General features: G+C 41.3%; 7 protein-coding genes, 2 rRNA genes and 1 pseudogene. 1 reads left to right on the top strand and 9 read right to left on the bottom strand.

The genetic code is table 11. The features are described from left to right. A complete protein-coding gene (locus H5R64_RS04930; RefSeq protein ID WP_182582984.1) occupies nt 1-1,359 on the bottom strand; it encodes a glucose-6-phosphate isomerase in 1,359 nt (452 codons plus the stop codon). A gap of 516 nt (nt 1,360-1,875) precedes the next feature. Continuing rightward, the gene (locus tag H5R64_RS04935) at nt 1,876-2,865 is read right to left on the bottom strand and encodes a LacI family DNA-binding transcriptional regulator (RefSeq protein WP_182581075.1); all 990 of its coding nucleotides are present in this window, start codon (nt 2,863-2,865) and stop codon (nt 1,876-1,878) included. Between the two features lie 137 nt (nt 2,866-3,002). On the opposite strand from H5R64_RS04935, the pseudogene H5R64_RS04940 reads away from it, so the two are divergent. Next, nucleotides 3,003-3,206 (top strand): annotated as a pseudogene (locus tag H5R64_RS04940) (ABC transporter permease); the annotation flags it as partial. Nucleotides 3,207-3,739: 533 nt separating this feature from the next. On the opposite strand, the gene H5R64_RS04945 reads toward H5R64_RS04940, so the two are convergent. The 7 genes from H5R64_RS04945 to H5R64_RS04980 all read right to left on the bottom strand — a co-directional run bounded on the left by H5R64_RS04945 (nt 3,740) and on the right by H5R64_RS04980 (nt 16,727). Then, nucleotides 3,740-4,249 (bottom strand): phosphatase PAP2 family protein, encoded by a 510-nt coding sequence (locus H5R64_RS04945; protein ID WP_182581074.1) that lies wholly within the window; start codon nt 4,247-4,249, stop codon nt 3,740-3,742. Nucleotides 4,250-4,254: 5 nt separating this feature from the next. Next, nucleotides 4,255-5,208 carry an aldo/keto reductase gene (locus H5R64_RS04950; protein ID WP_182581073.1) on the bottom strand — a complete coding sequence of 318 codons (954 nt, stop codon included), beginning with the start codon at nt 5,206-5,208 and terminating at the stop codon, nt 4,255-4,257. Nucleotides 5,209-5,449: 241 nt separating this feature from the next. After that, nucleotides 5,450-8,299, bottom strand: coding sequence for a DEAD/DEAH box helicase (locus tag H5R64_RS04955; protein WP_182582986.1), 2,850 nt, complete (start codon nt 8,297-8,299; stop codon nt 5,450-5,452). Between the two features lie 666 nt (nt 8,300-8,965). Next, on the bottom strand, nt 8,966-12,643 hold the full coding sequence (locus H5R64_RS04965; protein ID WP_182582988.1) for an SEC10/PgrA surface exclusion domain-containing protein: 3,678 nt from the start codon (nt 12,641-12,643) through the stop codon (nt 8,966-8,968). A gap of 398 nt (nt 12,644-13,041) precedes the next feature. Further along, nucleotides 13,042-13,293, bottom strand: coding sequence for a GNAT family N-acetyltransferase (locus H5R64_RS04970; RefSeq protein ID WP_182582993.1), 252 nt, complete (start codon nt 13,291-13,293; stop codon nt 13,042-13,044). A gap of 317 nt (nt 13,294-13,610) precedes the next feature. Next, a 5S ribosomal RNA gene (rrf, locus tag H5R64_RS04975) occupies nt 13,611-13,727 on the bottom strand. Between the two features lie 77 nt (nt 13,728-13,804). Then, nucleotides 13,805-16,727 (bottom strand): 23S ribosomal RNA (locus tag H5R64_RS04980). Nucleotides 16,728-16,863: the final 136 nt, after the last annotated feature.

Below are 16,863 nucleotides of genomic sequence, written 5' to 3' on the forward strand. Positions count from 1 at the left end.
TTACTTATCCTCGTCCATTTCCGCCCGCAACTTCTTGCCGACTTCTTCGTATCCTGGTTTGCCGAGAAGTCCAAACATGTTTACCTTATATGCTTCAACCCCTGGTTGATTAAATGGGTTAATCCCGTTGAGGTAACCAGATATTGCTATCGCCACTTCAAAGAAGTAGATCAGGTAACCCAGCGTGTATTCATTTTCTTCTGGAATGTGAACCGTCATTACCGGAACGCCACCTGCAGTATGAGCGGCGACTACCGCTTCGTAAGCCTTAGTGTTCGCAAAGTCCATCGTCTTGCCTTCCAAGTAACCTAACCCATCCAGATTATCTGGTTCGCTTGGGATTTCCACGTCATAGTTGGGCTTATCGAGCTTAACCACGGTTTCCATCAAGAAACGGCGACCTTCTTGGATGTATTGACCCAAAGAGTGTAAGTCCGTAGTGAAGTTAGCACTGGATGGGTAAATGCCCTTGTGATCCTTCCCTTCGGATTCACCAGCTAATTGCTTCCACCATTCGGCAAACATGGTCATGTTTGGTTCATAGTTTTCAAGCAATTCAGTTTCGTAGCCCTTCCGGTAAAGGATGTTCCGATAGGCTGCGTATTGGTAAGCCTCGTTGTTTTCCAACTTTGGATCAGTGTAGTCCTTTTCCGCTTGAGCTGCACCAGCCATTAATTGATCGATATCCCCGCCCGAAACGGCAATTGGCAACAGACCAACTGGTGAGAGGACCGAGTAACGACCACCGATACCGTCTTGAATAACGAAACTTTCGTACCCATGGGCATCCGCTTCGGTCTTCAAAGCCCCCTTAGCCTTATCCGTAGTAGCGTAGATCCGCTGATTAGCTTCTTCTTCACCGTACTTCTTGATTAAGAGGTTCTTGAAAATCCGGAAAGCAATTGAAGGTTCAGTCGTGGTTCCAGACTTGGAAACAATATTCACAGAGAAATCCTTATCTCCAATCAATTCAATCAAGTCATGAACGTAAGTCGAACTCAAAGAGTTACCAGCAAACAGAACCAGAGGGAACTTCCGATCAGCTGCCTTTTGAGCTTGGTAGAAGGTATTGTGTAAGAAATCAATGGCCATTCGTGCTCCAAGGTAAGATCCCCCAATCCCGATAACAACTAGGATGTCAGAGTCTGATTGGATCTTCTTAGCTGCCGCCTTAATCCGGGCAAATTCTTCCTTATCGTAATCGGTTGGTAAGTGGAGCCAGTCACGGAAGTCAGCTCCCGCACCGGTTCCGTTCCGTAATTCATCATCCGCCGCATTTACCATTGCTTGCATTTCACCGAGTTCGTTGTCGTTAACGAACTTCTTTAAGCCAGTATGATCAAATGAAATATGAGCCATAATTTAAGTCCCCTTTTTTACTAATTAGCTACTTTCGTTTATTTGAAAGTGCTTAACTATTCAACAGCTATTATGTTAGCGCTTTCTATTTTATATGTCAATCGGTTGACAGAAATTTCTTTAATTTTTTATTTGCTATTCTTAGCACTAAACAAAAAAGGCCACAATTGCAAGTCCCTAAAGGCTTTTATTGCGTCCTAAATTTTAGTTAATGATTTATTTTTAAATAGACAGTCACTTCGTAATTATCACTAATTACCGTAAGTTGCTGCAGGACCATAAACTCAGAATGTGGTATGCTAGCGAGCCTAATATTTACATTGGAATTGTGATTTAACATTATCAGTTAGGATAAAGTCACCATAAATCCTATTACCTAAATGAACATGAAGTATGCAGTACACAAGTGAATTTCAGCACTTAACCTTGAAAGATCATTTGTAGTTTCAACGGCATCCAACGGCTACCTATGTGTCGAAATCAAATTAGCTCGCTAATTCTATCTCACTACTTATTTCACGCCGTTGTACTATTGATCAATTTCACTGGAAGAGTCACTGATTTGACATCGGTCTTTCCGTTGATTAGTTGGAGAAGAAGCTCTACCGCTTTAGTAGCCATTTCAGGAATTGGTTGTTGGACCGTCGTCAATTCTGGTGATAGCATCCGTGTAATGTTCGCCCCATCGTAACCGACCACTTTTAGATCATCTGGTACATGACGGTTAAACTCTTTTCCAATCCGAATAATCAGACTAGCATTAGTATCATTATCGGCAAAGATCCCATCAACTTCTGGATGTTCTTGGAACATTTTACGAAAAACCCGTTCCTTTTCTTCATCCGAAACATCAAAAGAAACACTATAAGTGATTGGCTTTCGGTTATGTTTATTCATTAAATCTTCATAGGCTTGCTGCCGTAATTCATTAGGCGACACTAAATTAATTGGATAGTTTGTATGAATAATATGTTTACAACCATCATTTAGCAACCGTTGAACGGCAAGGAGGCCACCCTGGTAGTTATCAGAGGAAACAACCGGAATCTGCTTTCCTACAAACCGTTCAATTGACACGATCGGCCTTGTTGTTTTCTTGTATTCTGAAATCCCCTGGTTGTGTGAGCCAACAATTAAACCATCCACTTGGTGATTTAATAATAGTTTTAAATAGTCTCTTTCTTTTTTTGGATTATTCTGACTATTCCCCATTAATACTCGGTAGCCCAAACGATCAAATCGCTTTTCTAATTCCGCTTCCAGCTCAGCAAAAAAAGGGTTATCAACTGTGGGAAAAACCAAAGCAACCAAGTTAGTCTTTTGTTTAAATAATTGACGGGCAATTGCATTGGGGCGGTAATTTAACTCATCCATTGCTTCGTGGACTTTTTTGATTGTCTTTTCACTTAAATATCCCCGATTATTCAAGACTCGTGAAACTGTCGTCTTTGAAACTCCTGCTAATTTTGCCACGTCATCTAACTTAATTGTCTTTTTTTCTACCATAACTGCTCCTCTTATATATCACTAAATAATTATAGCATATGAAAAATGCATCCCTTCAAATCATAAAGGAGAAGGGCTTTAAAAATATTCTAGTTTTTCTTCTTAGTGGAGATATCATTCTTAATCTAACTAGAAGATTCCTTAGTGGTGCAGTTTTAGCTCATCTCCTTGCACCCCTGCTTTCAAGTGCAATCGGTGGGGATGGTATTCATATTCACGCCCACATCTCAATTAATGCCTTCTTGCTAGCGTTTGGTACTTCAGCAGCTGTTGGACTGCTCTTCGGAATTCTCCCCGCGCGGCAAGCTGCTAATAAAAACCTGATCGATATCTTAAGATAAAATTAGGAAGTCTCTTTATTAATCACGTTGTTTAAATTTAATGAAACTTATTTCTCACCCTTTTAGTAATATCTTTTAAGAATTTTTTAGTTAACTCTGTTTAACTCACCGGCGAGCAATTTAAAAAATTAAGTTAAATTCTATAAATTAAACAAGTATTATGTAAGCGGTAACAAAAACTAAGAATTTGTTAATAAAGTCCCCTGTTTTTTAAGAAATTTGCTTAGCAAAAGCTTATCTAAATATTATCATCGCGGGCTTTAAAACATGTTACTATACTTATGGAGGGGTTAATAAATCCCATTAAAATAAATTATGTTAAAGGAGTTGTTCAATATGATGTCTGTTATGAGTAATGTTATCGCTGTTGTAAGTTTTGTAGGGCTGATTATTGCGACAAGCGCCCACATAATGAATAATCGGGCATAAAGCAATTATTTATAACATTTCATTATAAAAAATAAAAATATGGTAGGGAAAAATAATCGGTTCTCCACCATATTTTTATTTTTTATAAGAGTAATCCAGAACTACTAAAACAATATTCCAAGACCACACGCCACCCCACAGAGGAAACCAGCAATGACATCTCGGGGATAGTGGATGCCGCCAAGTACTCGAACAACAGCCAGAACAATCGCTAAAAGTAATAAAATTATTCCGAAAAGCTTTGAAACACTCATCACACTCATTGCAATTACGGTGGCAGAGAAAACATGACGGCTGGGTAATGAATCCCCGCTACCTTTGCGTGGGATTAACGGCTTGATCGGCCACTCTTCATACGGTCGTGGGTAATTAAGATAACTTCGAATTAACGAAAGAAGGAGAAATCCTGCACCGGGAATAAAAACAAGGGGAAGTAACTGATAAATACCGCCGGCAAAAAGAGCAACCCATAGCAGTAAGCAAATATATGAAACATACATTAAAACAACAATTGCCTTATTCAGCCAACAAAGTCCCCTAAATAACAACGAAGATTGGCTAAATGACTTCGTAATTTGTTGATAAAACTGTTGGTAATTTTGATGTGCTTTCATAATCTTTATGGCAAAGTATTTCCTGCAGCAAGATATAAGTCATACCATTCCTGATTGGTCAATGTAATATTGCTCCCTTCAGCACTATCTTGAATGTGTTGGGGGTTCATTGTCCCAATGAGGACCTGCATTTTAGCCGGATGCTTTAATATCCATGCTACTACAATTGCATTCTTACTAACATCATACTTAGTAGCTAGTTTAGCCAACTCAGCATTTAATTGTGGGAACTGTTTATTATTAATAAAGGTTCCCGCAAAAGTTCCGTACTGGAATGGGGACCAAGTTTGGATAGTCATTTTCTTCAATCGTAGATAATCAAGAAGATCACCATCATGGTTAATTGAGCCTTTGTCCGTCATGTTTGTGTGAAGAGCGTAATCGATCATCCCCGTATGCTTCAAGCCAAATTGCAGTTGATCGATTAAGAGTCGTTGGTTAACTGCTGATTGAAGAAATTCAATTTGCTGCGGATTAAAATTTGAAACCCCGAAATGCCGAACCTTCCCTGTCGACTGAAGTTCGTCAAACGCTCCAGCCACTTCTTCCGGATCCATCAACGGATCGGGGCGGTGAATCAATAAAGAGTCTAGATAATTAATCTTCATTCGCTGAAGAATTCCGTCAACCGCTTGCAAAATATGCTTTTTTGATGAGTCATACCTGGTAATTTGGTTCTCATCATTAGCAAATAAACCGACTTTAGATTGGATAAAAAAATCTTCTCGCTTTAACCCACTTTGTACAAAAGCATCACCAAAGTGGATTTCCGATGAGCCACGGCCCAATTGGGGATCGTTTCCGTAAATATCCGCTGAATCAATAAAATTAATGCCTGCTTCATGAGCTGCAAGTAGCGCATCTACAGCCTTAGAAATTTCTAAGGTTCCCATTCGCATAATGCCGAGTGCAATATTTGATGCATGCCAACTCGTATTACCGATTCTTACTTTTTCCATTTTTTGTCACCTTTTTCTCTTTCCCCGTTCTCAATTAATTCTAACCCAGACCAGTCTGCTTGCCCAGTTTTAACTGACAATCTTCAAAAGTGTTTTCACAATTTCATATTAACAATCTAATTAGCATTGCCTAATGATTTTACTATTAAAAAAGTTATGCTAGGCTAATAATAGGTAGCGATAATTACCTATCTTACTTACTCTGAGAGGTCGGTAAAAAGTTTTTTCTTTTTATCGGCCTTTATTCTTTAAATAACATTTCATTCATTATATTCGATAAAGGGTGTTCTAAAATGAGGTTCATCCCCACTGTTGCTTTTTTCTTTTCTCCCAATAATTCTTCTTTCACAGACTTAGGATCAATCTTGGCTGTTCCTAAGTAATAGAATTGTTTACCAACAGCGTCACTTCGTTTTACAAACAAGTGTAGCTTTACCTTTGGCTTTCCAGCATCCACCCCTGCCAGTAACCGTTGTACTTCAGATGATGACAAATGACGCGGTGACCGCGTATACCACCGAAGCGATTGTCCATCCTGGAGTTGGTTATTATAGAGCGCATTCCGCTGCTTAGCAGACTGCTTCTGGTAGGTAATAAATATTGGACACTCATTCTTCGCTATCCGATAACCATACATCGGCGCACTAACATCTAATGGCCAGTTTAATAAACGACACACATCTTTACGGTCATACTGTTCATAAAGAGTAAGTTGGTGCCCTTGATCATAGTTTTTACTCAAAGCTAATCCGGTTTTAATTGCATCAGTATAGAGACTATAAAAATCTAAATTTTGTTTTAACGCCTCTATTATTTGGGGATTTAAACGGTATTTCTCATCTGCAAAAATAACCAATGGCTGATCACCATACTGGTGTTTCTTCATCTTTTTTCCCGCTTTCACATCAAAGAACTGTAAACTAAGGATCTTCATCACAGACTGTAGGAGTTCCCTATTTACATAGCAACCATTTTGTTGAAATACCTTAACTACTTGTTCTTCAGTAATTTCTTGATGTTCTTGTAATATCGAGAGAAGAATGAGTTCATGTGCCCGTTTCCCGTTCAATAATTCCTTAGTAATAAAAGATAGAACCTGATCCTCATATTGGGTTAAAGTTACCTTTTCACCTAACTTACATAGAAAAGTTCCGTAATTAGTCAAGAGATTATTCTGCGCAAATACAATCGGTGAAATTGAACCATAACGGAAAAAATCTAGCAACAACGGTCGACGACCTAGGCGTTGTTGAAGCTCATGGTAGCCCCGACGAAGTTCAACCATCGAATCAAGTTTAGTTCTCTCAATTGAGGCTAAAACCCGGTCACTGGCAATTCGTGAAAAGTTAATTGTAGAAACACCAATATTTTGTGGGAGCTGAACTTCCCGGCGTACCTGATCCCGATCACAACTAGTATCATCATTCAGAGCCAAAGGAATCATGTAGTTATGCTTGTAGTTACCAATAAAATCAATTACCGTCACAAAATCTTTTCCTGGGTACTTTCTTAATCCCCGACCAAGCTGTTGAAGAAAAACAATTTTTGATTGGGTGTTGCGTAACATCACAATTTGATTCAATGACGGAATATCAACTCCTTCATTAAATAAATCAACCGTAATAATATACTCAAGTTCACCGTTTTCAAGGCGCTGAACAGCCTTTTGGCGCCGTTGGTTGCTATCTTGATTCGTCAATGCTACTGCGTAATGTCCACTTGCAGTGAATTCTCGAGCTAGTTCTCGTGCCTCTTCCTGCCGACTACAAAAGACTAATCCTCGAGGCTGCGACCCACAATAACCATAATAATCAAGCTGGGTCAGAACATATTTTACCCGTTCACTGGCCACTAAGCGATTTAGTTTTGTAGTCTCACTAATCACCTTGCCATCAATTTCATAGTCCTCAACCCCAACATAATGAAAGGGAACCAACATCTGATTATTCAAGGCATCCTTAAGACGGATCTCATAAGCAATGTGGTAATCAAACATTCCATAGACATCTTGATTATCCATCCGGTCAGGGGTTGCAGTCATCCCTAACCAAAATACTGGTTGAAAATGATTCATTAACCGTCGATAACTTGGTGCTGCTACTCGGTGAGCTTCATCGATTAAAATATAGTCAAACATTTTAGGTGAGAGAGTCTGGAGAAGCTTTTTCTGAGCGAGAGTCTGAACTGTCGCAAAAAGGTAGCGTGGGACGAAGTCATGATGATCACCACTAATTAAGCCAAAGTCGCTTTTGGGGCCACCGATAACACGACGAAAGCTTTCCATTGTTTTCCGGGCGATTTGTTCCCGGTGAACAACGTAAAGGAATTTTTGCGGGCAGGCTTTTTTCACTGCAAACGCGCCTAAATATGTTTTTCCTGTCCCTGTAGCTGAAATTACCAGTCCCTTCCCGGCACCACGAGTAATTAAGCTTTGAAGCTCCTTAAGCGCGGCCTTTTGCATTTTATTAGGAACTATTTTCTGCGTATTCTTTACCCGAATTCTTGTTTTGGGTGGTTGCCAATCTTCAGCGTATTCTGTTACCCACTTTGCCGTTAATGGCTCACTTTGATGCCGAAGTCGTTGAATCTCATCTGTTATTTGCGAAAACAATGTTGCATTCCGCGTGGAAGTCAATTTTAACATTGTTTCATAGTTCTTAAGCAACGCTGCTCGGGTAAAATTTGCACTCCCGATTAAGGCCGTCATATAGTCCTCATGAGTAAAATAATATCCCTTAGTATGAAAACCAGCGACATCAGCAAGCCGAACTTTAAGGTTAGGAATTTTAAGCAGTTCACGAAACATCTGCGGAGAATTAAAGCCTAAATAGTCACTCGTAATGAGGGTTCCCTTAATTCCACGAAACGCAAGGTCAGCCATCACCACCTTCAAGGGCGTTATCATATCAGTAGTGATAAATGCAATCACCCATGTAAAAGACTTACATGTTGTTAATTCTGAACGGAGTGTCTCCCAAATTGTCCCGTCAAAATTCCCTACTAACTGGGGTGTTAGCAACTGGTGACCTTGGTATTGTCGGTCATATAATCCATTTAAAATTGCATTTTTTATTGTTTTCTTTTCCGTCATGCTCCGCTCCCATTTTATTTGCTTTACTCAATAACTTATCACAAGAAACAAAGGAGAACCATAAAATGAAAAAAGTCTACCTAATTCATGAAACCTCAACTCGTGATGCTAATTAGTTTCCTTGGTTAGAGAATGTTACTCCACCTGCCCTTTCTATTGACCAACTTTAGCTTCCTTATTCCTTAAATCACGATAAAGAGGAGTAGCAACTAGCTATCGATAAGCAACTTCATCCCGGCGATGAAGTTACCTTCATTCCTCAGCGTCTTGGGGGCGCCGCTATTCGTTATGTCGAACGCTACCAGTTAAAACGAGCCCCCTCCTTCTGGTTGGTTCATTCGACCAACCGGGTTATCCTCAACTGGACAACTTTATGGAACCTTAGCCAAACTACCAGCAAATTGCTAAAATCGGTAAAGCAAATTTTATTACTGCTAAGGATGATCCAATCGGTCCTTACCAGGATGCAGTTAAAGTTGTCCAGAGGTTAAACGCCAAGTTAATCGTTCAAGATCATGGTGGCCACTTTCTTAGAAATGATGGGCTACACTGAATTTCCCTTAGTCCTAAAAGAATTACAAAAGATTAGTTTATGAGTAAAAAGTAAAAAGTGAGGATGGAATCTTTCCTATCCTCACTTTTTTGTATTTATAGAGTTCCTTCCAACTATCTATTATCTGCTAATTTCTTTGCAACTTGCTTTTTCCGCTTCTTATTTAGCGAGGCACCTGTTGCAAGAGCAGCACCAGCAGCAACAACAGTCATTGTAGTCAGGCCATCCTTGTTTACCCTTAGCTGTTGTTTTTCAGACTTAGTATTGTTTGATGGTAGTTTAATTTGGCCACTCTTAATGGCAGCTTCAAGCTTAGTATTAATCATTCCATCATTCTTTAAGGCACCTAGTTGGCGAGTATACCCTTCAAGTGGTGCAGATGGGATACTTGCGGCTTCTTGTTGTTGATCATAGTAATTATCATATGGATCATCAAAGTCTACCATCATATTATCATTAGCAGCATGGGCATTTCGAGCAGCAATTTGAGCGGCAATCTCACTCTTGATTGATGCTTCCTCAGATGCTCGGTTTAACCTACCGGGGTTTTGAACCTCATTAGTACGGAATTGTTCCGTTGGTTTGTCCTGGCTAACTTCAGCTACTTCATTTATTTCTTGAGAATTAGTTGGTAAAGTTTTGTTTGCAGATTCTGAAGTGGTAATCTCAGTATTATTCTTAACCTCTTCAATTTGACTAATAACTTCTGAACCAGCTTCAGAGGTAGTCGTATCTGCTGCCACCTTCTCCTCAGATACAGTTTCTTGATTAAGTGCCTTTATTGGAACATATGAATGATTTAACCCATCAAGAGTAATTTGTGCCCGTTTCAATTCATTTTGACAATTATTCAATTTTTCTTGGGCTTTAGTTAAGTTACCATTAGCCTGATCAAGTTTTGTTTCATCAGTACTTAACGTGCCTTTAAGCTGTGTTAACTTACCATTTTCAACCTGAATCTTCAGTTGAGCAGCATGTAGAGCAGCCTTAGCCTTCTTAACAGAAGCATTATTTTGAACTGCATCAGATTTCTTAGCATTTGAAAGGGTTGCTTGGTAAATAGTCTGAAGTTGACTAGCCTTTGCTACTAACTCTTGAAACTTAACTTGACTAGCTTGATAAATTCGGGTGTCATCGATAAGTTTTTGTTGAGCATCCGCAACAACTTTCTTTGCATTGGTAATTGCCTTTTCGTAATTTATTCGTGGAGAAACAGCGTTAAGAGATGTCCCAAAGATTCGCGCCAAACGAATTTGACTATTTAACTGTGAGTATTCGTTTTTCTTATTTTGAAGTTCGTTCTGAGCATGTTGCAATTCGTTCTGTTTATCTTGAACGATCTGCTGTAATTTTCCTAGCTTAGCATTAGCATCTTGAACCGCTATATTCCGACTTGATTGAACATTTTTTGAAGAATTTAGCTTCTGTTGGGCCGTGTTTAAGTCTACTTCAGCTTGAGCTAGCTGCCGAGCCTTGTCTTGAACACTTCCATTAATAGCGTTTAGATCAGCCTGCGCCTTATCCAACTTTGCTTGAAGACTACTAATATTATTAGTAGCAATATCAACAGCTACTTGAGCATTTGCCATAATTTTCTTTTGATTAAGTAATTCGTTAGCAGCTTTTTGTTGAGTATTAACTGCAGCATCAACTGCAGATTGAGCATCAGCTAAATTCGACTGAGCAATTGTTACACCATTTTGTGCAGCTGTTGCCGCGGTTTGCGCGGTTGTAACTGCTGCTTTCTTTTGCAGATAGGCACTATGAGCAATCGTAATTTTACTTGTAGTTGTATTTTCTGGAGTAATAGCACCTTGAGCGAGCTTATCTTTCATTGCTTGACTAGATTGACCGTCATCGAAGAAATTATAGTGAACCCAACCATCTTTATCAATTGTAACGGTCATATATTGATTACCGTTATCAAAGTTGGAAATGGCGTTCATCCCTTTAGGATCATTAAGAAATGCTTCAGTATGTCCACCGAATCCATAATGGAGATTATCGCCATCATTAACTTCAACATCCTGATAAATCATGGCTAAAATACTAGCATAAATACTTTGCTTAACCTCAGCCATAGTCATTTTTTGATTAATCTTAACAGCTGCTGGATCGAGTAATAATCCCGATGAAAGGTTTTCACCTACAAAACCAGTCTTTAACCCAGCTTCGTTAGCAGCAGTTATTAAGCCCGTTTCATTGTGGGGTGAGCCACTAGCGTTATTTAACTTATTCCAACCACTATTATTGTAGGCACTTGCGACCACCTGATTGCCAAGCTCTGTAGCATATGGCGATACCTTAACTTTACCGTAACTATGCACAGCCCCAGCAGCAGTAGATTGAAAGCTTTCCCGAAAATCATTAACAATCTGTGCAGCAAACTTTGTAATTTCAGTTTGCTGAGCCACTGTCATATTTCTAGGGTTAACGGTCTCTGCCTCATCTTGAGCTGTGGCTTGATAGTTAGTGCGCATTGTTGGTTGCCATGTCTCCCCATTATCAGTAGTTGTCCAATTTGCAACCATAAGTCCCTTTTTCGGATCAGCACCATTTAAAGCAAGACCTTCAGCACAGTCAGCTTTAATTTGAGAATCATTGTGGCGACCATTATTAAGGTAGTTTTCGTATTGTTGAACAATATCACTTGGGGTTTGAATTGTTGGTACACCATTATCATTCTTATAATTATTATAAGTCTCTAAAGCCTTTAATGCATCAGCTCTAGCTTGAGCAACCCTTTGTTGGGCTGCGGCTGCGTTAGCCTTAGCATTGGCAACTGCCTGTTGAGCACCTGCCAATGCAACCCTAGCTTGACTAATCCTTTCTTCCGCTGCCTTCTGGGTAGCAGTAGCATGATTAAAGTTTTGTTGAGCCGATTCAAACAATTGCTGAGCATTTTGAGCTGCCCGTTTATCGTTAGCCAACTGCCTTTGTAGTTGTGAAATTGTTGACTGTAATTGAGCAGTTGCTGTGACATCATCATTATTATTTTTTAGTGTAGTTAGGTGTTGTTGCGCTGCAGCAACTGCTGAAGCATCTTTAGCAACTTGTTGGGCAGCCTCTGAAGCAGTTTGTTGAGCAATCGAAACCGCATTTTGCTGAGCTTGGACAGCATCTTGAGCGGCAGTAACCGCTTTTGAAGCAACACTAACTGCCTGTTGTTGATCATTTACCGCTTCTTGAGCATTTGCCAATGCAAAGTTAAAGGCAGATGTTGCTGCTGCTTGCGAAGCAACAAGATAATCACTTAATCGTGCCTCTGCACTAGATTGTAGTGCAAAAGCTGAATTTATAGCATTGTGATCATTATCAACCTGAGCACTATTACCATTTACAACTTCTTGTTGAGCCGACACCGCACTATTAGCAGCCGTAACTGCATTAGAAGCTATTCGAACATTACTCTGATTTTGAGCAACACTTGTAATTGCATTATCAACAGCCACACTTGCGGAACTGGCCTCAGCTGTAGCGCTATTTACTACTGATTGCTGGGCAGAAACAGCTGCTTGATCAGAATTAACTACATTTTGAGCTCTATTAACTGTTAGGACACCTGAACTTATTACCCCTTGTTGAGTCGTAACTTGTTGTTGTGCATTATCAACCCGTTGTTGGGCTGCCTGTTGAGGGGTTTGTGGATTAATATTTGTATCATTATTCTTCACATTTTGCTGGATTGTATCAGCTTGTGCATTCAAAGTGGAAGCTCCAAAAAGGGTGGCACCAGTCATGGCCACCGTCCCGACTAACACTTTATTACTTATCCTCTTCCGACTTTTCACAATACTAATTCCTCCATAATAATTATTTAATGAATAATCGTTTAATGTTAATACTATTGTAGTTTCAATAAATTTATTTATCAAACATTTTTTATTTTTAGATTAATCAATTGAAAAATAAGAAAACTTAATTAGGAAAATATATTATTCCCGAAGTCAAAACATTATTATAGCAGCAGCTGTTTTTAACTTTCAAGTGATAAATGTATAAACGCTTTTTATCAATAAAAAGTTAAAATTTTCTTTTCCCACGAAAACGATATAATGAAATAATTATCATTTATATTGAATCTATATTACATTAATTACTATGCTCTAAATATAGCTAATTACTTATCGGTCACTATCATTATTGTTTAAATTTGATGATTCCTATCCGAAAATAGAGTGCTTCTATCCTATAATTGACATTCCATCACTTTGGCCGCTTGGTCACCAATATCGTCATAGTGAATAACAAGTTCTTTAACAAGCTGAAAGCCCGCCTTTAAATATAGTTTCTCGGAAGGAATATTATCAGCTAGAACATCTAAGTGAATTACCTTTTTCCCTTCCTTTCTTGCAACTCCTATCAATGCTTCTACAAACTGGATTGCAATTCCTGTCCTTCGATAATCTGGATGAACCGAAATCAGATGCCAAATACTAATTTCACTATTACTTACCTTAGTCGGCTAGTCTACATCTGGGTATTTCACACCGGTAGTTAAAACACCTGCAGCTACTACCTTCTCTCCTTTGAAACCTATTACTAACGTAGAGTATAAAATATAATCACGAAGTCCTTCAACGCTTGGGTAATCTCCCAACGTCCAATCCGCACCAAATTGATCCAATGATTGATGTGTACAAACTACTTCTTGTAAATCTGCTAATTGCGCAACCCGTACTTGATCGAGTTTTATCAAGAAGTTAATGAATAAAAAAGACCAATTCAACCATAAAGTTGAATTGGTCTTTTTAAATAGCGTGGCAACGTCCTATCCTCGCAGGGAGCGATCCCCCAACTACTTTTGGCGTGTTGAAGCTTAACTTCTGTGTTCGGCATGGGAACAGGTGTATCCTTCAAGCCATCATCACCACACTTACCCTTTTGGGCAAGAGCTTGCGCTCTCAAAACTAAACAATATCATTTTCTACCAAACCGAACTCCCGCTTAACTTGGTTAAGTCCTCGACCGATTAGTAATGGTCCGCTCCATGCCTCACGGCACTTCCACTTCCATCCTATCTACCACATCATCTTTGTGGGGTCTTACTTCCCGAAGGAATGGGAAATCTCATCTCGAGGCGAGTTTCACACTTAGATGCTTTCAGCGTTTATCTCGTCCATACATAGCTACCCAGCGGTGCTCCTGGCGGAACAACTGGTACACCAGCGGTATGTCCATCCCGGTCCTCTCGTACTAAGGACAGGTCCTCTCAAATTTCCTACGCCCGCGACGGATAGGGACCGAACTGTCTCACGACGTTCTGAACCCAGCTCGCGTACCGCTTTAATGGGCGAACAGCCCAACCCTTGGGACCGACTACAGCCCCAGGATGCGATGAGCCGACATCGAGGTGCCAAACCTCCCCGTCGATGTGGACTCTTGGGGGAGATAAGCCTGTTATCCCCAGGGTAGCTTTTATCCGTTGAGCGATGGCCCTTCCATACGGAACCACCGGATCACTAAGCCCGACTTTCGTCCCTGCTCGACCTGTCTGTCTCGCAGTCAAGCTCGCTTGTGCCTTTACACTCTGCGAATGATTTCCAACCATTCTGAGCGAACCTTTGGGCGCCTCCGTTACCTTTTAGGAGGCGACCGCCCCAGTCAAACTGCCCACCTGACACTGTCTCCCAGCACGTTTAGTGCTGCGGGTTAGAGTGGTCATAATGCAAGGGTAGTATCCCACCAACGCCTCCGTCGAAACTAGCGTTCCGACTTCTATGGCTCCTACCTATCCTGTACAAGCAGTACAAACACTCAATATCAAGCTACAGTAAAGCTCCATGGGGTCTTTCCGTCCTGTCGCGGGTACCCTGCATCTTCACAGGGATTTCAATTTCACCGAGTCTCTCGTTGAGACAGTGCCCAGATCGTTACGCCTTTCGTGCGGGTCGGAACTTACCCGACAAGGAATTTCGCTACCTTAGGACCGTTATAGTTACGGCCGCCGTTTACTGGGGCTTCAATTCAGAGCTTCGCCGAAGCTAACCCTTCCTTTTAACCTTCCAGCACCGGGCAGGCGTCAGCCCCTATACTTCATCTTACGATTTTGCAGAAACCTGTGTTTTTGATAAACAGTCGCCTGGGCCTATTCACTGCGGCTGGTCTTGCGACCAGCACCCCTTCTCCCGAAGTTACGGGGTCATTTTGCCGAGTTCCTTAACGAGAGTTCACTCGCTCACCTTAGGATTCTCTCCTCGACTACCTGTGTCGGTTTGCGGTACGGGCAGTTAACTTGCTCCTTAGAAGCTTTTCTCGGCAGTGTGACATCGGCAACTTCGCTACTATAATTTCGCTCCCCATCACAGCTTGTCAACCCGAATGTAAGCATTTAACTCACATCCTGACTTACTGCTTGGCCCCACTCTTCCAATCGTGAGGTTTGCTTAGCCTCCTGCGTCCCTCCATCGTCAAACGCAGTTAACTGGTACAGGAATCTCAACCTGTTATCCATCGCCTACGCCTCTCGGCCTCGGCTTAGGTCCCGACTTACCCTGGGAGGACGAGCCTTCCCCAGGAAACCTTAGTCATTCGGTGAACAGGATTCTCACCTGTCTTTCGCTACTCATACCGGCATTCTCACTTCTAAGCGCTCCACCAGTCCTCACGGTCTAGCTTCACCGCCCTTAGAACGCTCTCCTATCACGTGCACGTAGTGCACATCCACAGTTTCGGTAATATGCTTAGCCCCGGTACATTTTCGGCGCAGAATCACTCGACTAGTGAGCTATTACGCACTCTTTAAATGGTGGCTGCTTCTGAGCCAACATCCTAGTTGTCTATGCAACTCCACATCCTTTTCCACTTAGCATATATTTAGGGACCTTAACTGGTGATCTGGGCTGTTCCCCTTTACACGGTGGATCTTATCACTCATCGTGTGACTCCTGGGCATAAATCGATGGCATTCGGAGTTTATCTGAAGTTGGTAACCCATGACGGGCCCCTTGTCCAAACAGTAGCTCTACCTCCACGATTCTTTATCCCAAGGCTCCCCCTAAAGAGATTTCGGAGAGAACCAGCTATCTCCAAGTTCGTTTGGAATTTCACCGCTACCCACACCTCATCCCAGCCATTTTCAACTGACACGGGTTCGGTCCTCCAGTGCGCTTTACCGCACCTTCAACCTGGACATGGGTAGGTCACCTGGTTTCGGGTCTACAACTACATACTTCATACGCCCATTTCAGACTCGCTTTCGCTGCGGCTCCAGTTTTTCCACCTTAACCTTGCATGCAATCGTAACTCGCCGGTTCATTCTGCAAGAGGCACGCCGTCACCCATTAATGGGCTCCGACAGCTTGTAGGCACATGGTTTCAGGAACTATTTCACTCCCCTTCCGGGGTGCTTTTCACCTTTCCCTCACGGTACTGGTTCACTATCGGTCACTAGGGAGTATTTAGCCTTGCGAGATGGTCCTCGCAGCTTCCGACGGGGTTTCACGTGTCCCGCCGTACTCAGGATCCTGAACTGAGGGAGTGACGTTTCGTCTACTGGGCTCTCACCATCTCTGGCACAGTTTCCCAACTGTTTCGACTACGTCGCTCTTTGGTAACTCAAATGTTCAGTCCTACAACCCCAACGAGCAAGCTCGTTGGTTTGGGCTCTTCCCCGTTCGCTCGCCGCTACTGAGGGAATCGAATTTTTCTTTCTCTTCCTGCAGCTACTGAGATGTTTCAGTTCACTGCGTCTACCGCTTGCTAGCTATAGATTCACTAGTCAAGCAACCAACGACTAAGTTGGTTGGGTTTCCCCATTCGGAAATCTCCGGATCAAAGCGTACTTACCGCTCCCCGAAGCATATCGGTGTTAGTCCCGTCCTTCATCGGCTCCTAGTACCAAGGCATTCACCATGCGCCCTTCATAACTTAACCTTGATAATCACTTTGTGATTATCGGATTAATTGAGTTAGCGATTATTTCTTAAAACTCAAAATAACGCGGTGTTCTCGGTTTGTTTTGTTAATTAATAAAGAAAATTGATATTATTTAGTTTTCAAAGTGCAAGCT

This window comes from Limosilactobacillus fastidiosus (assembly GCF_014145505.1).
Classification (GTDB): Bacteria; Bacillota; Bacilli; order Lactobacillales; family Lactobacillaceae; genus Limosilactobacillus; species Limosilactobacillus fastidiosus.